This window comes from Cupriavidus sp. GW822-FHT03E04 (assembly GCF_058801495.1).
Map to the genome: position 1 here is coordinate 125,565 of NZ_JBXANI010000003.1, position 19,716 is coordinate 145,280.

Below are 19,716 nucleotides of genomic sequence, written 5' to 3' on the forward strand. Positions count from 1 at the left end.
CCGTGCCCGCGTCAGTGCCCGCGCACGCGCACCAGCATCTTCACCATGGTCTTGTAGCTGCGCTCGCGGGCGTGCCGGGTTGGGGTGGTGCCATCCCGGTCGGCAAGGTTGGCGTCCGCGCCCGCATCCAGCAGCAACTGCACGGTGTCTTCATACCGCGCGCTGCCGTCGCCCATGACGATGGTCTCCAGCAAGGCGGTCCAGCCCTGGCGGTTGATATGGTCGACCGCCACACCGGCTTTCAACAATACCTTCACCACTTCGGTATTGCCATGCTCGCACGCGGCGATCAGGGCGGTGTTGTCGTAGCTGTCCGTGCTGTTGAGGTCGGCCCCATGCGCCAGCGCCAGTTGCACCAGCTCGAGCTGCCCGGTGGCCGCGGCCAGCAGGAAGGGGCTGTTGGATTCCATGTCCTTGCGGTTGACATCGGCGCCCGCCGCCACCAGCGCCTTGGCTACCTCGGTATGGCGGCTATAGACCGCCACCAGCAAGGCACTGCGGCCGCGTTCGTCGGCGGCCTGGGCGGAAGCGCCCGAAGCCAGCAAGCGCTTGACCAGTTCGAGATCTCCCAGCGTTGCCGCGGCAAGGAGATTGCGGTCGAGCCCGCCAACGCTATCGTGCGCGGCAGCGGCGGAGCCCGCAGCGCCTTGCCCGTGCGAGCGCGGCGATGACTGGGCCGGGCCATTGCTGGCAGGGCGCGCTGCCAGCGTCGATCCGCCGGGGCCGGCCAGCAGCGCGCCGCCCATCAGCAATCCGGTCAGCCCCAGCACTTCGGCAAGCACCAGTCGGCGGGGGCGGGCAGCAGGGCGTGGCATCCTGGTCGATCCTGGGTCAGGCGGGTTCGCTGACAGCCTGTGCGGCCGTGGCATCCGTATCCTGCAGCCGGCGCCAGAGCCGGCCCAGGTAGGGATCGTCGACCCCGTTGGTGGCAAGGCCAAGCAGCGTCTGTTGCAGGTACTCGCGGGCCGGGCCATACAGGCCACAGGCGTGGCGCAGGCAGGCCACCACGCGGTCGTCCGGCAAGCGTCCGGCATAGGCTTCGTGCTCGCGGTTCATCACGAAGGCCAGGGCGCGCTGCCGCGGGCTGCCGTTCATCTTCACATTGAGCCAGCGGGGATGGTAGGCGCCGGTCAGCATCTCGCGGCGCCACAGCAGACGGAATTCCTGCTCGATCATGTGATGGGGGATGCGGAAGACGACGCCCTGGCACGAGCCGCCGCGGTCCAGCGCGAGCACCAGGCCCGGGTCGTCCCAGGTGCCGCGGTTGATGCGCGAGTACAGGTAGAAGCCGCGGTGGTAGCCATGCACGGTAGCCAGCTGGCGGTCCGTGTGAATCACCATCGGGTTCCAGATCAGCGAGCCATAGCCGAACAGCAGGACATCGCCGGCCAGCCCGGGCGTATCCGGCCGCTGGTCCAGCGTAGCGCGCAGAGAACGCTCGAAAGCTTCTTCGGGAAGTAGCGAGGAAGCCACCGGCGTGCTGCAAAGAGAAGCACGCAGCCGATCTGTTTCGAGATCTTGTCGGGTGATGGCCATGATGCAAGCATAATCCAAAGCTGCGCGGCAGGCGGCATGGAAACCACATGGCACGCAGAAATGTCTGTAAGGTCCGGCAGGCTGTATGCGACTGACAACGGTCAGGCAGCCTTCGGAGGTCCAGCATGCACAAGCATCTCGAACAATGGGCGCAGGCCAATGCCATCGCGCACCGGGCAGCCGGGCCGCGCACCCCATCGCGGAAATCCTGCAAGCCCAGGTCTTGGCCTGTGCGCTGGGCACCGGTGCTGATGCTCGCCGCGCTGGCCGGCCCGGTGCGCGCGACGGCAGGCTCCGTGCCGGCAGCATGCCTGCACGACAGCCCGCCCCAGCGGCTAGCGCTGATCGAGCTCTACACCTCGGAGGGCTGTAGCAGCTGTCCGCCGGCCGATCACTGGCTCGGCACGCAGGCCGCTCGGCTGCCGGCCTCGCAGGCACTGGCGCTGGCGCTGCACGTCGACTACTGGGACAGCCTGGGCTGGCGCGACCGCTTTGCCAGCCCGGTGTTCACCGCTCGCCAGCGCACGCTGGCGGGCGCCGTCGGCAGTCATACGGTATATACGCCCGAGGTGTTTGTCGGCGCGCGCGAGCAGCGCCGCTGGCACGATGCAGGCGAGGTCGCGGCGCGCGTCGCCGAGATCAACGCGCAAGCGCCCGGCGCCTCGCTTCGGCTGGGCTGGCAGGCGCTCTCCGCCGGGCAAGTGCAGGTCGCGCTGAACGTGACGCCCGCGGCCCGCTCCGGGCCACTGCAGGCCTATGCCGCGCTGGTCGAGGACGGGCTGGTGTCGTCGGTGAAGGCCGGCGAGAACCAAGGCGCCACGCTGCATCATGAGCGTGTCGTGCGGCTCTGGCTGGGCCCCTTCCCGGTGCCGGCCGAGGGGCTGGCCTGGTCGGGCAGCGTGCCGCTGCCAACCGGGGCCGACCCGCACAAGCTGGCCTGGGTTGCCTTCGCGCAGCAGCCCGGCGCCGAGGTGGCGCAGGCGGTGCTGGCGCCGCGCTGCGAATTGTCTGGCTGACGCAGGGATTCCTGTCGCGGACTGGCACTATCTGCTGGGCAAGGTGGCGGTATCGCCTGCTATGTCTTTACAATGGGGCATCAACCAGGAGAACAGGCTATGGCGCGCACGCTCACGGTAGTTTTCGGTACCGGCAAGGAATTTGGCTTCACCATTGGCGACGCAGAGTTGGCGGCGGTCACCGAGGATGCTGGCTGGCGCTGGTTCGACCGCGAGTACGCCGAGCTCGATTGCCAGGCCTCCAGTCCGGTCGGCAAAGTGCTGGTGATCGACAAGATCCTCAGCGTGGCCAAGTTCTCCGGCGAGCAGCGCTTCAGCGGCGATGCCGCGTGGGCCCAGGACTACGCCCGCCACGCTGCCCGCCTGCTGGACCGCGACAAGGTCCGGGTCGACGTGGGCAACGCCGCGATCAGTTTCTGATCGCGGTCTGTCCGCAGCGCAATGCAAAGAGGGGCGCCGGTGGGCGCCCCTCTTTCTTGTGCGATCCGCGCAAGGTGCGGATGGATGCGATCGGCCGCTGCCGCAGCGGCGGCCAGCGATCAGACCGCCAGCAGTTCCACTTCGAACAGCAGGGTGGCGTTCGGCGGGATCACGCCGCCCGCGCCGCGCGCGCCGTAGCCCAGCTCGGCCGGGATCACCAGGCGGCGGGTGCCGCCAACCTTCATGCCTTGCACGCCTTCATCCCAGCCGCGGATGACGTGGCCGGCGCCCAGCGGGAACACGAACGGGTCGTTGCGGTCCTTGCTCGAGTCGAACTTGCGGCCGGCTTGCTCGTTTTCGTAGAGCCAGCCGGTGTAGTGCACCGTGACATGCTTGCCTGCCGTGGCTTCGGCGCCTTCGCCGGTGACGGTGTCTTCAAATTGCAGGCCGGAGGGAGTGGTATTCATGGATGGCTTCCTTGTGCTGTATCAGCGAGGGTCACGGGTTCGGTGAGGCTGGCGGCAAACCGGCCGCACCGGGCGGATTGGTTGAACGGGTTTGGCTCAGCCCGCGGGCTGTTGCAGGACTTCGAGCGTGATGCGGACGTTGTGGTCGTCGTCGCTGACCCAGATCTCGCTATCCTGGATTGTCACCGACAGCCGCATGGCGCGCTGGGCCAGGGCAGCAAGTGCTTCTACCGCCTCGGCCGGCACATTGTAAATGGTCACGTTGCGCAGCTTGCCCGCCTTGCCGGCCATGCCCTTCCACCATTCACGCGCGCTCGCACCATTGTAGGTGAACACGGTGACGCGATCGGCACGGGCCGCGGCGCGCTTCAGGCGCGATTCGTCGGGCTGGCCCAGCTCGATCCAGTGTGCGATGTCGCCGGTGAGGGTCTTTTCCCACAGGTCCGGCTCGTCGGGCTCGTCCAGGCCGCGGGTGAAGGTCAAGGTATCGCTGGCTTCGCAGGCAAAGGCCAGCAGCCGCACCATCATGCGCGCGTCGTTTTCCGACGGGTGCTTGGCAATGGTCAGGGCGTGGCTGCCGTAGTAGGGCCGATCCATGTCGGAGACGGACAGTTCGGCCTTGTAGATGGTGGATTTAAGAGCCATGAAGGAAGCGGGGGCGGCAAAGGCTGCGAGAAGCGAAAGGCCGCATCATACGTGAATCGGGCGGGGCGATCTCGCGCCGGACTTTCAAGTGCGCGCTCAGGCGCCCACGGCGCGTAGCGCGATCGTGCTCAGCCGGTTGGCAAAGCCGGGCTGGTTCTGCCAGGCCTCGCCCAGCAAGTGGCCGGTATCCGGCAGGTCGATCACCTCCACGCGCTCGGCCAGGCCGGCGCGTTCGGCGAGCGTATCGGCGATGCCGGGCGGAATGACCGCATCCTCGGCGCCGCGCACCAGCGTCAGGCGGCCGCGGAACCCGGCAATGAGGTCGAAGGCGAGCGAGGCGCGCCAGCTGCCGGGGGTGCGCAGCACTGCCGTAAAGGCCGGGCCGAACGGGAGTTCGAACGCGGCCGGGTCATAGGCGGCGCCCACCAGCGTCAGCAGCCGCCCGATATGGTTGCGCGGGTCGGCGGCCAGCCGCACGGCGATTTCCCCGCTCATGCTGATACCGATCACGGCCCGGGGGGCGGTGCCGTCAAGGTGCGCCAGCGCCGCCTGGGCCTCGCGCAGGCGCTTGGCCAGCGAGTTGGGCGTGCGCGCCGAGCTTTCGCCGTGGCCGGAAAAATCGATGGCAACGCTGCCCACGCCCCGCGCGGCAAGCGCCTGGCGCAAGGCCAGCCAGCGCGCGCGGTGGCTGGTGCCCGCGCCGTGCAGCAGCAGGCAGCTCGCGCCGTTGCCGGCGTCGATGCGGTCGGCGGCCAGCGTTTCGGCGCCGGCCTCGATGTCAAAGCGCAGGGGCGTGCTCATGGTGGGCCTGGCGGCGCTTCAGCGGGATTTCTTGTAATCGCTCAGGTAGTAGCGCAGCAGCGCCGACGCCAGCGTCAGGCAGAGAAAAGCGAGGGCAATCACCATGGCGTGCCCGGCGGGGCTGTCGATCTGTCCCGACAGGGCCAGGCTGGCCAGCCAGCTGCCTACCGGCAGAATTATCAGGGGCACCAGCAGCGCGCGGCGCCCATAGGTGCGCAGCGCCCACGCGGGGAAATTGCGCAGGAAGGCCATCGGGATGCTGCAGATCAGGCAGGCGCCCGCGGCGGCTAGCGAGGCCGCCACCACATCCCCAACTTGAATCGTGATCATTGTTCTCGGGTTCCCCGTTCAGGAGGGGGCCGGGAAAGGGCCGGCCGGAAAAATGCAAACCGCTGATTCTACAGAAGAATTCCGGCTTTCAGGTGCCGCTGGGCCGACATGCCGCAGCGGCAGGAAGGCGAGCGTGACGTGGCTGTCACTCCAGCGCCGGGAGTGCCGGCGTGGCTTCCACCGACAGGGTCAGAACCACGGTATCACCCACGTCCGGCAGGAAGCGCGTCATGCCAAACGCGCTGCGCGACAGCACGGCGCGGAAGTCTCCGCCGCACACGTGGCGCTTGATGCCGAACAGGGAGATCTCGCCGCAGCTGAAGCGCTCGGCTTCCAGCCGCAGCGGCTGCGTGACGCCGTGCAGGGTCAGCTCGCCTTCCACGGCCACCAGCCGGTCCCCGTCCCGCACGAAGCGATTCGCGCGTAGCCGGACCACGGGAAAATTCTGGGCATCGAGAAACTGGGCTGAGCGCAGGATGCCGTCCAGCGTGCGGTTGCCGGAATCGACCGAGTCGGCATCGACCGTGAAATCGATCGCGCCGCTGCCGCTGGCTTCGTCAAAGCTGATGCGGCCATCGATCTTGCCGAAGCGCCCGCGCACCGAGGTCCGCTCAAAGTGGCTGGCGGCGAAGTACACCGTGGTGTGCGTCGGGTCCACCGCGAAGTTGACAGGCTCAGCCTGCACCGCGCCAGGCAGGCACGGCGTCAGCAGGCAGAGCGCGCAAGCGACAGTTGTCGAAAGCCGCATGATGCGTGTCCTTAGTGGACGAACACCGGCAACAGGAAGATACCGATCACCGACAGGAAGCCGATGGTCCAGCACAGCGTGCGCAAGGTGGCGCGATCTGCCAGGTAGCACACGGTGTACAGGATGCGCGCGGCGAGGAAGACCAGCGCCAGTTCATCGATGCGCGCCGCCGGTGCTTGCAGGTGCGTGGCGCACAGCACGGCCGCGGCGAAGAAGGGGAATGCCTCGAAGTGATTGCGGTGCGCCATGTCGGCGCGCCGCGCGCGCCCGCCCTGCTTTTCCAGCCAGCCGCGCGGGTCGTGGTTGTCGTAGGCGCGTCCGCTCGCCTTGGCCACGCCTACCGTCACGACGGGCAGGATCCCCGCCAGCAGCACACACCAGAATGCGATCGGCATTGTCATTTCCTTTGCTTGGAGGAAAACGCCCGGCGACCGGACTGGGCGGCCGCCGGGCGTGCTCGCGAACGCGACGGCCTCAGGCCGCCACCACGCGGATTTTCACACCAGCCACGCTGACCACCTGGCCGGCGCGGATCTTGGCGGTCTTGCGCGATTCCACCGCGCCGTCGACCGAGACTTCACCGGCCGCCACCAGCGCCTTGCCGGCGCCGCCGCTATCGCACACGCCGGCGACCTTGAGCAGGTCGTTCAGGGCGATATGCTCGCCCTCCAGCGGGAAGGTTACGGTTTGCATGGGCCTATTTCCCCCAGCTGTCGCGCAGCCCGACGATGCGGTTGAAGACCGGCTTGCCCGGCTTCGAATCCACGCGGTCGGCGACGAAGTAACCCTGGCGCTCGAACTGGAAGCGATCCTCCGGAGCGGCTTGCGCCAGGCCGGGTTCCAGGTAGGCCGTGACGATCTTCTTCGAGTCCGGGTTCAGCGCGTCGAGGAAGTTCTTGCCGCCGGCGTCCGGGTTCGGGTCGTTGAAGAGGCGGTCATACAGCCGCACTTCGGCTTCATAGGCATGCGCCACACTGACCCAATGGATGTTGCCCTTGACCTTGACGCTGTCCGCGCCCGGCGTGCCGCTGCGGGTCTCGGGCAGGTAGTTGGCGTGCACGGCGATGACCTTGCCGTCGGCGTCGCGGTCCACGCCCGTGCATTCGATCACGTAGCCGTGGCGCAGGCGCACCTTGCTGCCCGGGGTGCCGTCCTCCTTGGGCGCGAACAGGCGGAAGTAGCCCTTGGGAGGCGCTTCGCTGAAGTCGTCGCGCTCGATCCACAGCTCGCGCGTGAGCGGGAAGACGCGCATGCCGAGCTCCGGCTTCTTCGGATGCACCGGCGCCGTGCAGTCGTCGCTCTGGCCTTCGGGGTAGTTGTCCAGGATCAGCTTGAGCGGGTCCAGCACGGCGGCGCCACGCGCGGCGCGCGCGTCGAGGTCGTCGCGCACGGCGCCTTCCAGCGTGCTCATGTCGATCCAGCTATCGGACTTGGCCACGCCGATGCGCTCGCAGAACAACTGGATCGATTCGGGCGTAAAGCCGCGGCGGCGCACGCCCACGATGGTAGGCATGCGCGGATCGTCCCAGCCGTCCACGCGGTTTTCAGTGACCAGTTGCAGCAACTTGCGCTTGCTGGTGATGGCGTAGGTCAGGTTCAGGCGGGCGAACTCATACTGGTGCGGCAGCGGCTCGCTGAACACGCCGCATTCGCGCAGCTGCGCCAGCACCCAGTCGTACAGCGGGCGGTTGTTCTCGAACTCCAGCGTGCACAGCGAATGTGTGATGTTTTCCAGCGCGTCCGAGATGCAGTGGGTGAAGTCGTACATCGGGTAGATGCACCACTTGTCGCCCGTGCGGTGGTGATGCGCGTGGCGGATCCGGTAGATCACCGGATCGCGCATCACGATGTTGGGCGCGTTCATGTCGATCTTGGCGCGCAGCACGTGCTCGCCGTCGGCGTACTTGTCGTCGCGCATGTCGCGGAACAACTGCAGGTTTTCCTCGACGCTGCGGTCACGGTACGGCGAAGGCGTGCCCGGGCGGGAGAAGTCGCCGCGGTTGGTGGCGATCTGCTCGGCGCTTTGGCTATCCACGTAGGCGACGCCGCGCTCGATCAGCTTTTCGGCGAAGGCGTAGAGCTGGTCGAAGTAGTCGCTGGCGTAATACAGGTGCGGCTGCTTGCTGCCGTCCTTGGCCGTGGTGTCCCAGCTGAAGCCGAGCCAGTGCACCGCGTCGATGATGGAATCGACGTATTCGGTGTCTTCCTTGACCGGGTTGGTGTCGTCGAAGCGCAGGTGGCAGCGGCCGCCGAAATCGCGCGCCATGCCGAAGTTCACGCAGATGCTCTTGGCGTGGCCGATATGCAGGTAGCCATTGGGCTCCGGCGGGAAGCGGGTGATGACGGGGGGCAACGGCTCGCCCTGGGCATCCTGGCGGCCGGCGTAGGTGCCGGCGGTGAGGTCCTGGTCGATGATGCTGCGCAGGAAATTGGATGCGGCGGTCGTGCTGTCGTTGGCTTTGGGGTCGTTGCTCATGGTGGCGCCGGTGGGCGGTTAAGTCAGGAGGCGGGGCGGCGGCCGGAGTCTGGCGCGCAGCCTGCCGCGCTGCTCGATTGCATGGCGGAATGCCGGATCGGGTGATTTTACCGTGCCGGGGACCAGAGTCGTGCAAACTCCGCGCGCGGGCGCAAAAACACCCGGCACGGCCTAGGATGGAGAGAGCGCACCCGCCCTGTGGAGCCTTGCCGCCATGCCGACGCCAACGATTTCCCAAGCCACCCGCCCAACCCCGCTGGAGGCCGTCGCCGGGCTCTGGCTGGCCGCCGGGCTGCCAGCCGCAGCCCTGGACCGGCTGCAGCTCAGCGGTGCCGATCCGGTGCTGCCGTCGTCGTTCGCCGTGGGCACGGCCGCCCAGGCCAGCCTGGGCGCGTCGGCGCTGGCCGCCGCCATGCTGTGGCAGCAGCGCAGCGGGCGCTGGCAGGACGTGGCCGTCGACATGCGCCACGCCGTGGCCGAGTTCCGCAGCGAGCGCTACCTGCGCGTGGGCGGCGAGCCCGCGCCGGAGTTCCGCGACAAGGTGTCTGGCCTGTACCGCTGCGGCGACGGCCGCTGGGTACGCGTGCATGCCAATTTTCCCCATCATCGGGACGGCGTGCTGCGCATCCTGGGCTGCCCGCACGATCCCGCCGCGGTGCGCTCATCCTTGCAGAAATGGGACGCCGAGGCCTTCGAGGCCACCGCCTCCGAGGCTGGCCTGGTCGTGGCCGCCCTGCGCAGCTTCGACGAGTGGGACCGCCATCCGCAGGGGCAGGCGTTGCACGGCATGCCGCCACTCACCATCGAGCGCATCGGCGAAGCGCCGCCGCAGCCGCTTGCCGCGCTGCCCGCGGCCGGCGCGCGCCCGCTGTGCGGCGTGCGCGTGCTGGATTTCACCCGCGTCATCGCCGGGCCGGTAGCCGGACGCACGCTGGCCGCGCACGGAGCCGATGTGCTGCAGGTGAGCGCGGCCCACCTGCCCAGCATTGCCCCGCTGGTGATCGACACCGGGCGCGGCAAGCGCGCCTGCCAGCTGGACCTGCGCGACCCCGACGACAAGCGCGCGCTGCACAAGCTGCTGCACGGCGCCGACGTGCTGATCCAGGGCTATCGCCCGCAGGGGCTGGCGGAGTTGGGGGTGGGGCCGGAGGCGGTGGCCCGCGCCCGCCCGGGCATTGTCTATGTGACGCTAAGTGCCTATGGACATGTGGGTCCCTGGGCTGGTAAGCGCGGCTTCGATTCGCTGGTGCAGACTGCCAGCGGTTTCAATCAGGCCGAGGCGTTCGCTGCGCACAGCGAGGAACCGCTGCCGCTGCCGGCGCAAGTGCTGGATCATGCGGCCGGCTACCTGCTGGCGCTTGGCGCCATGGCCGGGCTGCATCGCCGTGTGGCCGAGGGCGGCAGCTGGCATGTGCGGGTGTCGCTGGCGCAGGTAGGCCAGTGGTTGCGCGGCCTGGGCCGGGTCGAGGGCGGGTTGCAGGCGCCGGACCAGTGCTTTGAGGACGTGGAAGACCTGCTGGTGACGTTGCCGTCGGGCTTTGGCGAATTGCGCGCGGTGTCGCACGCGGGACGCTTGTCCGAGACGCCCGCGTACTGGGCGCTGCCGTCGGTGCCCCTGGGCACGCATGCGCCTGAGTGGCTGCCGCGCGCCTGAGCAGCGCATGGGCTGGGTTCGAAGCTGGCCGTGAGGGGGGCTTCGGGCGTTCTTCAGGCGCCAGTCATGCGCGCCATCCAGTCCGCCATGTCGCGCTCGATGGGGTTGCCTTCCCGCTGGGCCGCGAGAATGCGGACGCGGTCGCCCTCCGGGCGGTTCTGGCTGAGCTTGAACTTGGCTTCGATGCGCGTGGGCACGATGCGCAGGCCCACGATGGCGCCCAGCATTTTCTGCTGGAAATCCTCCGGCAGCGCACGCCACTGTGCAGCGTAGCCGGGCTCGTTCTGCGCGATCAACCGCTTGAGCAGCGCATCCTTGGCGCCGGCGTCATGGATGGTGGCGATCTCTGCGTACACATGCACGGCCACGTAGTTCCAGGTCGGCACCGACAGCTTTTGTTCGTACAACGATGGCGACACATAGCCATGCGGCCCCTGGAACACCAGCAGGGCGCTTGGCGTCTGCTCCAGCCAGCGCCAGTGCGGGTTGGCACGCGCCATATGGCCTTCGATCTGCCAGGCGTCGCCGCTGCGCTGGGCCACCACCGGCAGGTGGGTGGCGAACGGCAGCCCGTCGGCGTCGTTGCCGATCAGCGTGGCAAAGGGGTAGCGGCGCATGACCTCGTCGATGGCGTCGCTTTCGATGCTGGCGAAGTGGGATGGCGTGTACATGGGATCAATACAGGGTTTGCTTCATCCGCGCGGGCTGCGACTCGTCGTAGGCGGCGCCGTCGAAGGGCGCCCGGCTCACGGCGGCGAGGATGGTGCCGTTGCTCGGCAGGCTGCTGCGCGCCACCTGTGTTTCCGGGGCCCACAGCTTGGAGCGCACCAGCGCGCGGGCGCACTGGAAGAACACCGACTGGATCGAAATCACCAGCACGGTGGCCGGCGCCTTGCCATCCACTATGCAGCGCGCGATCAGCGCCGGGTCCACCGAGACATGGGCGGTGCCCGCCACGCGGATGGTCTCGTTGACGCCCGGTATCAGGAACAGCAGGCCCACGCGCGGGTCGGTGATGATGTTGCGCAGGCTGTCCAGGCGGTTGTTGCCGCGCCGGTCCGGCAGCAGCAGCGTGCGCTCATCCAGCACCTGCACAAAGCCCGGCGCATCGCCGCGCGGGGAGACTTCCGCGTACTCGCCGCCCACAGTGGACAGCAGGCAGAGCGGGGCGGCCTCGACGAAGGCACGGTAGTGCGGGTGCAGATAGTCGACTTCCTTGGCGAGCGAGGCTTCGCCGGCTTCGGCGTAGTGGGCCTCCAGCTCGGCCAGCGTGGTCAGGGCGTGCGGCGTGGTCATGTCGGTTGGCGCATGTGGGTGGCGCATGTGGGGGCGCTCGTCAGGGCGTTGGGAAGACCTAGCAGACGCTCACTGTAACGCAGTAGCGCGCCCTTTGTCGCGTTGACGCCGCAGTCCTGCGTGTTACAGGTTGATGGTGCCGCGTCCCAGCTCGATCACGCGCCCGCCCACGCGGATGGCCTGCTCGCCGGTGACCTCCAGGCGCAGCGTGCACGGCCGGTCGACCGCCTCGCCCTGCGAGACCTGGTAGGCGGCCGGCAGCGCGTGGTCGTTGGCGATCAGCCAGCCGCCCAGGTTGGCGCAGGCCGAACCGGTGCCCGGGTCCTCGGCCACGCCACCACCTTGCTTGGTGAAGAAATAGCGCGACACCACCTGGCCCGGCCGGGTCGGGTCGAACGCGAAGACGTAAGCCGTCTTGCGGCCCAGGCTGCTCTGCGGCCAGGATGCCAGGCGTGCGCTGTCAGGCTGCGCGCGGCGCACCGCATCCACGCTCTTCACGGCCACCATCAATTGGTCGGCGCCGGTGTCGACCCAGATCGGCGCCGCCAGCAGGTCGTTCTCGGCGAGCCCGAGCAGCGATGCCATCTGCGCGTCCGGCAGGCCCGCCGGCGCGGTCCTGGGCGCACCCGCATGCGGCGCGGTGAAGGTCCACACGTCGCCCTGCGCGGTCACCGGCACCACGCCCGCCTTGAACTCCAGCGTGAGCGCGTCGCCGGTAGTGGCCAGGTCGCGCACCACATGGGCGGTGCCCAGCGTGGGATGGCCGGCAAAGGGCATCTCGTAGCCCGTGGTGAAAATCCGGACGTGCGCGCTGGCCTGCTCGGAGGGGAGGATGAAGGTGGTTTCGGACAGGTTGAACTGCAGTGCCAGGGCCTGCATGGTGGCCGTATCGAGCCCGCGCGCATCCTCGAACACGCACAGGGGATTGCCGCCGAAGGTGGATTCGGCGAAGACGTTGAGCAGGCGGAAAGCGTAGGTGGTCATGGCGGCCGGAGCGAAAGCAAAGGTGAAGGCCTCAGTGTAGTGCCCTACGCGGCGCACACCATGCACAGTCGTCGCCATGGCAAGCAGGCCAGTTGCAGACAGTCGGATGAGGCGCCCGGCTTAGCGCCGGCCCGGCGTGCAGATGCCGTCCGCGCAGCCGTAGCCCAGCAGCCGGCTGGCGCGATAGCGGTTGCGCGCAAACCAGCGGTAGAGGTGCTGCCACGCCGGGCGGGTAGCCTGCAGCCTGAGCGGCCACACCAGCCAGCCCAGGCCGATCAGCGCATAGCTCTCGGCGATGCAGTCGATGCCAACCAGCAATTGGCCGTCGGCGCGCACGCCATGCAGTGCCGTATCCATGGCGGCGAAGGTGGTGCCATAGGCCGCGGGATCGAAGCCCTCGCCGCGCATGTCGAGGTATCCCAGCCGGCCGTGGCGGTCGAGCCTGGCCATGCGCCGCATTTCGGCGGCGCAAAGCGGGCAACTGCCGTCGAAGAACAGCGTCAGTGCGGGCGTGCTCATGTCATGTTCTCCTCCACGTGGTGCGATCTGGCTTGCGTTTTGTCAGTAATTTCTGTCAATGCAGAAATTTAAGGTGAGATCGGTCGCCACGTCAAGGTGATCTGCACTGGCGGTGCACAGCCAAAAAAAAAAGCCCGCCTTGCGGCGGGCGCTCCCAGTGCTACTTTCGGGTACTCAAAACCCTACGGCCTGCCCGTCGCGCCGGCTGTCGCTGGCGGCCACATAGCCATGCTCGGCATCATCCGACAGGCGCCAGATAAACTGCCCCGAGCCGAAATCCATGTACGGGTCGTCGACCGACTTGAGCTGGTGGCCGCGAGCCTTCAGGCCAGCAACGACCGCCGGATCCATGGTGGATTCGACGTCCAGCGTGAAGTCGCGGTTGACCTTCCAGCGCGGTGCGCAGCAGGCGGCCTGCGGCTGCTGGTTGTAGTCCACCATGCGCACCACGGTCTGCAGATGGCCCTGCGGCTGCATGTCGCCGCCCATCACGCCGAAGCTCATCACCGGCTGGCCGTCCTTGGTCAGGAAGGCCGGGATGATGGTGTGGAAGGGGCGCTTGCCGCCGGCCACCACGTTGGGGGATTTCGGGTCCATCGAGAAGCCCACGCCGCGGTTCTGCAGGCTGATGCCGGTGCCCGGCACGACCACGCCGGAGCCGAAGCCCATGTAGTTCGACTGGATGAACGAGATCATCATGCCGTTCTCGTCGGCGGCGGTCAGGTAGATGGTGCCGCCGACCTTGGGCATGCCGAAATCGAAGTGCGTGGCGCGCTCCATGTCGATCAGCTTGGCGCGCGACTTCAGGTATGCGTCGTCCAGCATCTGCTCGGGCGTGACTTCCATGCTGCCAGGGTCGGCCACGTAGCGGTAGAGATCGGCAAAAGCCAGCTTCATTGCCTCGATCTGCAGATGCTGCGACTCGACCGAATCCACCGGCAGCGCGGCCATGTCGAACTGGTCCAGGATGCCCAGCGCCACCAGCGCGGCGATGCCCTGGCCATTCGGCGGGATCTCGTGCAGCTCGTAGCCGCGATAGGCCTTGCTGATCGGCTTGACCCAGTCCGGCTTGTAGTTGCGCAGGTCGTCGGCCGTCATGGCGCCGCCGCATTCCTTGCTGAAGGCGACGATCTTCTCGGCGATCTCGCCTTCGTAGTAGGCGCGGCCATTGCTGGCGCCGATCTTGCGCAGCGTGTCGGCGGCAGCCTTGAGCGTGAACTTCTCGCCCACGTTGGGTGCGCGCCCATTGGGCATGAAGGCCTCGGCGTAGCCAGGCTGGTCCTTGAGTTCCGGCACGGCGGCGGCCCATTTGTGCGCCACCACCGGCGGCACGGCATAGCCGCGCTCGGCGATCTCGATGGCGGGCTCCATCAGTTCGGCAAAGGGCAGCTTGCCAAAGCGCTCGTGCAGCGCGGCCCAGCCGGCGATCACGCCCGGCACGGTGACGGCGTCCCAGCCGCGCACGGGGCGCTTGGCGATGCCGTTGGCGTCCGTGCCGTACTTGCTCTTGAAATACTCAGGGTTCCATGCCGCCGGCGCTACGCCTGAAGCGTTCAGGCCATGCATTTCCTTGCCGTCCCACAGGATTGCGAAAGCGTCGCTGCCCAGGCCGCACGAGACCGGCTCGACAATGGTGATGGCCGCCGCCGCGGCGATGGCTGCATCGACGGCGTTGCCGCCCTTGAGCAGCATGCGCAGGCCGGCCTGCGCCGCCAGCGGGTGCGAGGTGGACACCACGTTGCGCGCGAACAGCGGGATGCGCACGGAAGGGTAGGGATTGGTCCAGTTGAAGTTCTGCATGCTTGTCTCGGTTCGATGCGCTGGCAGCGCTTAGCCGCAATGCCGCGGCGGGCTTGCCAGCGTTCGTACGTTATTCCACGGTGATCTTGCGATCCTTGATCAGCTTACCCCAGCGCGCGCTGTCCTTCTTGACCATAGCGGCGAACTGGGCCGGCGTGCCGCCAACGGGTTCCGCGCCCAGCTTGCCCAGGCGCTCCTTCACGTCGGGCGCCTGGATCGCCTTGTTGAACTCGGCGTTGAGGCGGTTCACCAGCTCGGCCGGCATCTGCTTGGGGCCATAGATGCCGAACCAGGTATCGGACTCGAAGCCGGGCAGGCCGGACTCGCTGGCGGTCGGGATCTCGGGCGCCAGCGGCGAGCGCTTCAGGCTGGTCACGGCCAGCGCCTTGAGTTTGCCGTCCTTCACGTGCGGCAGGCCCGAGACGATGCTGTCGAACAGGATCTGCACCTTGTTGGAGATCAGGTCGGGCACGGCCAGCGCGGTGCCGCGATACGGGATGTGCGTGATGAATACGCCAGCCTGCGCCTTGAAGGCTTCGGCGGTCAGGTGCACCACGGTGCCATTGCCGCTGGACGCGTAGTTCAGCTCGCCCGGATGCTTCTTGGCGTAGTCGATCAGCTCCTTGACGTTCTTCACCGGCAGGCTGTTCGGCACCACCAGCACGTTGGTGGCGATGGCCACCTGGCCGATCGGCGTGAAGTCGGTCTCGGTGTTGTACGGCAGGCGCGTGTTGATGTACGGCCCGATCGAATGCGTGCTGGTAGTGGCGATCAGCAGCGTGTAGCCGTCGGCCGGGGCCTTGGCGGCCATGTCGGAGCCGATGGCGCCGCCAGCGCCGGGCCGGTTGTCGACCACGATCTGCTGGCCCATGTTGGTGCCCACTTTCTGCGCGATGGCGCGAGCCAGCAAATCGGTCGCGCCGCTGGCCGGGAACGGTACGATCAGGCGGATCGGCTTGTTCGGGTAGGTGTCGGCGAGTGCCGGGACGGCGCTCAGCGCAAGTCCCGTGGCGAGGCTCGTGCCAAAGAGGCGCAGCCAGTGTTTCATGGTGATCTCCGGATCGGGGAAGCAAGGCAAACGCAGGCCGGGGCCGGCCCTCGGGCAACACACCCCGCCGCGGATGCTGCCAGGCGGTGCTGCGGATCAATTATTCCGTGCAGGTCATCATAATGAAAGCTAATATTTCTTTCTTATGTCTAAAGGTTTTCTTAAGTATTAGTGCGCCGAATAAGACATACGCCAAGCCACGCACCAAGCGACACACCAAGCCACACATCATGACGTTCTCCCCATGAGCACCATCCGTTTCCTGCGCACCTTCGTTGCCGTGGCCGACCACGGCTCCTTTGCCGCCGCCTCCGAGCGAGTCGCCCTGACCCAGGCCGCGGTCAGCCTGCAGATGCGCGCGCTGGAGATGGAACTGCGCCGCGAACTGTTCGACCGGGGCGGCCGGGTGGTGGCGCTCAATGCCGGTGGGCGCGAGCTGTTGCCGCAGGCGCGCCGCATGCTCGCGCTCTACGACGAGATGCGCTTGCCCCCGGAAGCGCCGGACGCGATGGCCGGCGCGGTAGCGGTGGGCGCGGTGGTGTCGGTCATGGGCGGCCTGTCGCATGTGGTGGCGCGCATGAAGCGCGAATACCCGGCGCTGGACGTGCGCCTGGTCAGCGCCAAGTCGATCGAACTGGCGGCGCAGGTGGAGTCCGGTGAGCTGGACGCGGCGATGCTGGTGGAAGGGGCGGGCCGCCTGCCCGGCACATTGGTGTGGACGCCGCTTTACCAGGAGCCGCTGGTGGCGATTGCCGGGCGCGACAGCCTGGGCGCGAACGCGCGCGAAGCGCTGGCGGCCAACCCCTTCCTGCGTTTCGACCGCGGCCAGCGCACCGGCATGCTGGTTGCGCGGGCGCTGCGCCGCGCGCATCTGCGCGTCAATGAGTTCCTCGAGCTGAACTCGATCGAGGCGCTCGTCGAACTGGTGCGTCAGCAGGTCGGCGTGACCGTGGTGCCGTTGCTGCAGCGTGCGCGCTGGCTGGAGGACGAAGCGCTGCGCATCCTGCCGCTGGAAATCGGCGGCGCGCCGGTGCTGCGCACCATCGGCATGCTGGAGCGGCGCGACCAGGCGCGCCGCCACGTCACGGCAGCCGTGCGGGACGCCTGCGCAGGCCTGTTCGATGCCCCTGGCACTGGCGAAAGGCACCTCGGGGGGGCTTGACTCTGCCCTTAAGGGCAAGCCTTACCCTTTGAGGCGCTTGCGGCAAGGTTCGCGCCCAAGGTTCGCGCCATAAGCCAAGCCAGGGCAAGCCGCCGGATGCCACTGGCGTTTCGTGCTTTCGTACCAATACCAATGCAAGGAGGAACGGGGATGTTCATCGGAGAAATTGCCAGGCGCACGGGCGCGTCGCCGAAGGCGATCCGCCACTACGAATCGCTTGGCTTGCTAGGGCAGGTCACGCGCGCCGGCTCATACCGCGTCTACGCGGACGACGCAGTCAGGCAGGTCGGGTTGATCCGGCAGGCGCAGGCCCTGGGCTTTCGCCTGGCCGAGCTGCTCCCGGTGATGGATGCGGGCGCGGGGGAGCCGGACTGGCACCGGCTCGTGCAGCAGGTCGACAGCAAGCGCGCGAGCCTGCGCGAAGAAATCCACAGGTTGCGCAAGCTGGACGCAGAGCTTGGCGAGATCGGCGCGGAAATCCGTGCGTGCCTTGGCCGTGGCGAAGCGCGCGAAGCGGCTAGCGATCCGCCGCACGACGCAATGGCGTGCCCGCAGCCTTGACTCTGCCTCAAGGGGCAAGCCTTACCCTCGCGGCGTCAACCTTTTTTGGAGAGCGTCGCGATGCGGCAGCGAGTACTGGTGATCATGGGTCACCCTTCTAACCATGGCTTGTGCGGCGCCATCGCCAGGACCTATGCGGCCTGCGCCGAAGCCGCGGGGCACGAGGTCCGGCTGCTCAGGCTGGATGTGCTGAAGTTCGATCCCATCCTGCATGCGGGCTACAACGCCATCCAGGGCCTCGAGCCCGATCTGGTCGAGGCACAGGAAGCCATGGCCTGGGCGGGACACCTTGCCTTCGTCTTCCCGATCTGGTGGGGCGGCCCGCCCGCCTTGCTCAAGGGTTTCCTGGACCGCGTGTTGCTGCCCGGCTTCGCCTTCAAGTACCGCGCCGGCAAAGCGTTTCCCGAGCAGCTCCTGAAGGGCCGCTCGGCGCATCTGCTGGTGACCATGGATACGCCGCCCTGGTATTTCAAATGGATCTACCGCATGCCGGGCATCCGCCAGATGCGCAATACCACGCTGGAGTTCTGCGGGATCAAGCCGGTCAGCACCATGGCGTTCGGCCCGGTACTGGGCTCGCAGCCCGGGCAGAGGGATGCCTGGCTGGCGCGAGCCGGCGCGCTCGCCGCCAGCATCCGGGCGCCGCAGCGGGCAAGGCATGAAAAAAGGTGCCTTGCGGCACCTTGAGGGTCTTCTCTGGCATCGTCGCTCGCGGCCGGCACGGATACCGGCCGCGGGACTTGCTCTCTTATTCTTCCTGGAAAGCTTCTTCGCGCTTGTTCTTGATCGACGGCAGTGCCACGATCAGGACCAGCACGGCGGCTGCGATCAGCAGGCCGAGCGACAGCGGGCGGGTCAGGAACACGCTGAACTCGCCGCGCGACAGCAGCAGGGAGCGGCGGAAATTCTCTTCCATCATCGGCCCCAGCACGAAGCCCAGCAGCAACGGCGCCGGCTCGCACTTGAGCTTGATGAACAGGTAGCCGATCACGCCGAAGGCCGCGGTCTGGAACACGTCGAACGTGGTGTTCTGGACCGAGTACACGCCGATGCAGCAGAACACCAGGATGGCCGGGTACAGGTAGCGGTAAGGCACCTTGAGCAGCTTGACCCAGATCCCGATCAGCGGCAGGTTCAGGATGATCAGCATGAAGTTGCCGATCCACATCGAGGCGATCAGGCCCCAGAACAGCGCGGGGTTGCTGGTCATGACCTGCGGGCCCGGCTGGATGTTGTGGATGGTCATTGCGCCCACCATCAGCGCCATCACGGCGTTGGGCGGAATGCCCAGCGTGAGCAGCGGGATGAAGGAGGTCTGCGCCGCGGCGTTGTTGGCCGATTCCGGACCCGCCACGCCTTCGATGGCGCCCTTGCCGAACTCATGCGAGAACTTCGAGGTCTTCTTTTCCAGCGAGTAGGCTGCAAACGAAGCCAGCGCCGCACCGCCGCCCGGCAGGATGCCCAGCGCGGAGCCCAGGAAGGTGCCGCGAAGCACTGCCGGGATCATGCGCTTGAAGTCTTCCTTGGTCGGGAACAGGTTGGTGATGTGGTCCGTGAAGGTTTCGCGGGCATCTTTTTGTTCCAGGTTCGCGATGATTTCCGCGAAGCCGAACACACCCATGGCGACCGAGACGAAGTTCAGTCCGTCGGTCAGCTCAGGCACGTCGAACGAGAAGCGCGCTGCACCCGAGTTCACGTCGGTGCCGACCAGGCCCAGCAGCAGGCCCAGCACGATCATGGCGATGGCCTTGACCAGCGAGCCCGAAGCCAGCACCACGGCGCCGATCAGGCCCAGCACCATCAGCGAGAAGTACTCGGCAGGGCCGAACTTGAACGCCAGTTCCGACAGCGGCGCTGCGAACGCGGCCAGGATCAGGGTTGCCACGCAGCCGGCGAAGAACGAGCCTAGGCCGGCGGTGGCTAACGCCACCCCCGCTCGCCCTCGCCTGGCCATCTGGTAGCCATCGATGGTAGTCACCACCGACGACGATTCACCCGGCAGGTTGACCAGAATGGCGGTGGTGGAGCCACCGTACTGGGCGCCGTAGTAAATACCGGCCAGCATGATGAGCGCGGCCACCGGCGGCAGCGTGTAGGTCACCGGCAGCAGCATGGCGATGGTGGCCAGAGGCCCCAGGCCCGGCAGCACGCCGATCAGGGTGCCCAGCACGCAGCCCAGGAAGGCGTATGCGAGGTTTTGCAGGGTCAGGGCGGTCGAGAAGCCCAGGCCCAGGTTGGCTAGTAGTTCCATAT

At 67.5% G+C, this 19,716-nt stretch carries 23 protein-coding genes; 6 read left to right on the plus strand and 17 right to left on the minus strand.

Features of this window, described 5'->3' with window-relative positions; genetic code table 11:
• Nucleotides 1-11 precede the first annotated feature (11 nt).
• Nucleotides 12-815 carry an ankyrin repeat domain-containing protein gene (locus tag AC1RQC_RS04620; RefSeq protein ID WP_492882552.1) on the minus strand — a complete coding sequence of 268 codons (804 nt, stop codon included), beginning with the start codon at nucleotides 813-815 and terminating at the stop codon, nucleotides 12-14.
• Between the two features lie 16 nt (nucleotides 816-831).
• A complete protein-coding gene (locus tag AC1RQC_RS04625; protein WP_253928705.1) occupies nucleotides 832-1,536 on the minus strand; it encodes a gamma-glutamylcyclotransferase in 705 nt (234 codons plus the stop codon).
• 125 nt (nucleotides 1,537-1,661) lie between these two features.
• On the opposite strand from AC1RQC_RS04625, the gene AC1RQC_RS04630 reads away from it, so the two are divergent.
• The gene (locus AC1RQC_RS04630) at nucleotides 1,662-2,552 is read left to right on the plus strand and encodes a DUF1223 domain-containing protein (RefSeq protein ID WP_492882553.1); all 891 of its coding nucleotides are present in this window, start codon (nucleotides 1,662-1,664) and stop codon (nucleotides 2,550-2,552) included.
• Between the two features lie 99 nt (nucleotides 2,553-2,651).
• Nucleotides 2,652-2,972: a hypothetical protein gene (locus AC1RQC_RS04635; RefSeq protein ID WP_043348426.1), complete on the plus strand. Its 321-nt coding sequence runs from the start codon at nucleotides 2,652-2,654 to the stop codon at nucleotides 2,970-2,972.
• A 119-nt stretch (nucleotides 2,973-3,091) separates the two neighbouring features.
• Here the strand turns inward: AC1RQC_RS04635 and AC1RQC_RS04640 are convergent, their stop codons facing one another.
• From AC1RQC_RS04640 to AC1RQC_RS04675, 8 genes are all read right to left on the minus strand, one after another.
• Complete coding sequence (locus AC1RQC_RS04640; RefSeq protein WP_006162999.1) at nucleotides 3,092-3,439, minus strand: FKBP-type peptidyl-prolyl cis-trans isomerase; 348 nt, start codon at nucleotides 3,437-3,439, stop codon at nucleotides 3,092-3,094.
• 96 nt (nucleotides 3,440-3,535) lie between these two features.
• Nucleotides 3,536-4,084: a YaeQ family protein gene (locus tag AC1RQC_RS04645; RefSeq protein ID WP_043348422.1), complete on the minus strand. Its 549-nt coding sequence runs from the start codon at nucleotides 4,082-4,084 to the stop codon at nucleotides 3,536-3,538.
• A 96-nt stretch (nucleotides 4,085-4,180) separates the two neighbouring features.
• Nucleotides 4,181-4,885, minus strand: coding sequence for an alpha/beta hydrolase (locus AC1RQC_RS04650; RefSeq protein WP_492882554.1), 705 nt, complete (start codon nucleotides 4,883-4,885; stop codon nucleotides 4,181-4,183).
• A gap of 18 nt (nucleotides 4,886-4,903) precedes the next feature.
• Nucleotides 4,904-5,215, minus strand: a complete 312-nt coding sequence (locus tag AC1RQC_RS04655) for a hypothetical protein (protein WP_492882555.1) — start codon at nucleotides 5,213-5,215, stop codon at nucleotides 4,904-4,906.
• A 145-nt stretch (nucleotides 5,216-5,360) separates the two neighbouring features.
• Nucleotides 5,361-5,963, minus strand: a complete 603-nt coding sequence (locus AC1RQC_RS04660; RefSeq protein ID WP_492827694.1) for a YceI family protein — start codon at nucleotides 5,961-5,963, stop codon at nucleotides 5,361-5,363.
• An 11-nt stretch (nucleotides 5,964-5,974) separates the two neighbouring features.
• A complete protein-coding gene (locus AC1RQC_RS04665; RefSeq protein WP_492882556.1) occupies nucleotides 5,975-6,358 on the minus strand; it encodes an MAPEG family protein in 384 nt (127 codons plus the stop codon).
• Nucleotides 6,359-6,437: 79 nt separating this feature from the next.
• On the minus strand, nucleotides 6,438-6,656 hold the full coding sequence (locus AC1RQC_RS04670; protein ID WP_043348411.1) for an RNA-binding S4 domain-containing protein: 219 nt from the start codon (nucleotides 6,654-6,656) through the stop codon (nucleotides 6,438-6,440).
• 4 nt (nucleotides 6,657-6,660) lie between these two features.
• Nucleotides 6,661-8,439: a glutamine--tRNA ligase/YqeY domain fusion protein gene (locus tag AC1RQC_RS04675; protein ID WP_492375102.1), complete on the minus strand. Its 1,779-nt coding sequence runs from the start codon at nucleotides 8,437-8,439 to the stop codon at nucleotides 6,661-6,663.
• A 214-nt stretch (nucleotides 8,440-8,653) separates the two neighbouring features.
• On the opposite strand from AC1RQC_RS04675, the gene AC1RQC_RS04680 reads away from it, so the two are divergent.
• Nucleotides 8,654-10,093, plus strand: a complete 1,440-nt coding sequence (locus tag AC1RQC_RS04680; RefSeq protein ID WP_492882557.1) for a CoA transferase — start codon at nucleotides 8,654-8,656, stop codon at nucleotides 10,091-10,093.
• Nucleotides 10,094-10,146: 53 nt separating this feature from the next.
• On the opposite strand, the gene AC1RQC_RS04685 is transcribed toward AC1RQC_RS04680, so the two are convergent.
• From AC1RQC_RS04685 to AC1RQC_RS04710, 6 genes are all read right to left on the minus strand, one after another.
• Complete coding sequence (locus AC1RQC_RS04685) at nucleotides 10,147-10,764, minus strand: FMN-binding negative transcriptional regulator (protein WP_492375104.1); 618 nt, start codon at nucleotides 10,762-10,764, stop codon at nucleotides 10,147-10,149.
• A 4-nt stretch (nucleotides 10,765-10,768) separates the two neighbouring features.
• The gene (locus tag AC1RQC_RS04690) at nucleotides 10,769-11,416 is read right to left on the minus strand and encodes a pyridoxamine 5'-phosphate oxidase family protein (protein ID WP_492882558.1); all 648 of its coding nucleotides are present in this window, start codon (nucleotides 11,414-11,416) and stop codon (nucleotides 10,769-10,771) included.
• A 96-nt stretch (nucleotides 11,417-11,512) separates the two neighbouring features.
• Nucleotides 11,513-12,373, minus strand: coding sequence for a PhzF family phenazine biosynthesis protein (locus AC1RQC_RS04695; protein WP_492882665.1), 861 nt, complete (start codon nucleotides 12,371-12,373; stop codon nucleotides 11,513-11,515).
• A 120-nt stretch (nucleotides 12,374-12,493) separates the two neighbouring features.
• Nucleotides 12,494-12,892, minus strand: coding sequence for a thiol-disulfide oxidoreductase DCC family protein (locus AC1RQC_RS04700; RefSeq protein ID WP_492375106.1), 399 nt, complete (start codon nucleotides 12,890-12,892; stop codon nucleotides 12,494-12,496).
• A gap of 174 nt (nucleotides 12,893-13,066) precedes the next feature.
• A complete protein-coding gene (gene ggt, locus AC1RQC_RS04705) occupies nucleotides 13,067-14,692 on the minus strand; it encodes a gamma-glutamyltransferase (RefSeq protein WP_492810975.1) in 1,626 nt (541 codons plus the stop codon).
• Between the two features lie 70 nt (nucleotides 14,693-14,762).
• Complete coding sequence (locus tag AC1RQC_RS04710) at nucleotides 14,763-15,740, minus strand: Bug family tripartite tricarboxylate transporter substrate binding protein (protein WP_150984157.1); 978 nt, start codon at nucleotides 15,738-15,740, stop codon at nucleotides 14,763-14,765.
• Between the two features lie 244 nt (nucleotides 15,741-15,984).
• On the opposite strand from AC1RQC_RS04710, the gene AC1RQC_RS04715 reads away from it, so the two are divergent.
• From AC1RQC_RS04715 to AC1RQC_RS04725, 3 genes are all read left to right on the plus strand, one after another.
• Nucleotides 15,985-16,902, plus strand: a complete 918-nt coding sequence (locus tag AC1RQC_RS04715) for a LysR substrate-binding domain-containing protein (protein ID WP_492375108.1) — start codon at nucleotides 15,985-15,987, stop codon at nucleotides 16,900-16,902.
• 150 nt (nucleotides 16,903-17,052) lie between these two features.
• Nucleotides 17,053-17,463 (plus strand): MerR family transcriptional regulator, encoded by a 411-nt coding sequence (locus tag AC1RQC_RS04720; protein WP_492375109.1) that lies wholly within the window; start codon nucleotides 17,053-17,055, stop codon nucleotides 17,461-17,463.
• Nucleotides 17,464-17,523: 60 nt separating this feature from the next.
• Entirely contained in the window at nucleotides 17,524-18,150 is a 627-nt protein-coding gene (locus AC1RQC_RS04725) for an NAD(P)H-dependent oxidoreductase (protein ID WP_492375110.1), read from the plus strand.
• Nucleotides 18,151-18,211: 61 nt separating this feature from the next.
• Here AC1RQC_RS04725 and AC1RQC_RS04730 read toward each other — a convergent pair whose 3' ends face one another.
• On the minus strand, nucleotides 18,212-19,714 hold the full coding sequence (locus AC1RQC_RS04730; RefSeq protein WP_174422528.1) for a tripartite tricarboxylate transporter permease: 1,503 nt from the start codon (nucleotides 19,712-19,714) through the stop codon (nucleotides 18,212-18,214).
• Between the last annotated feature and the right edge of the window lie 2 nt (nucleotides 19,715-19,716).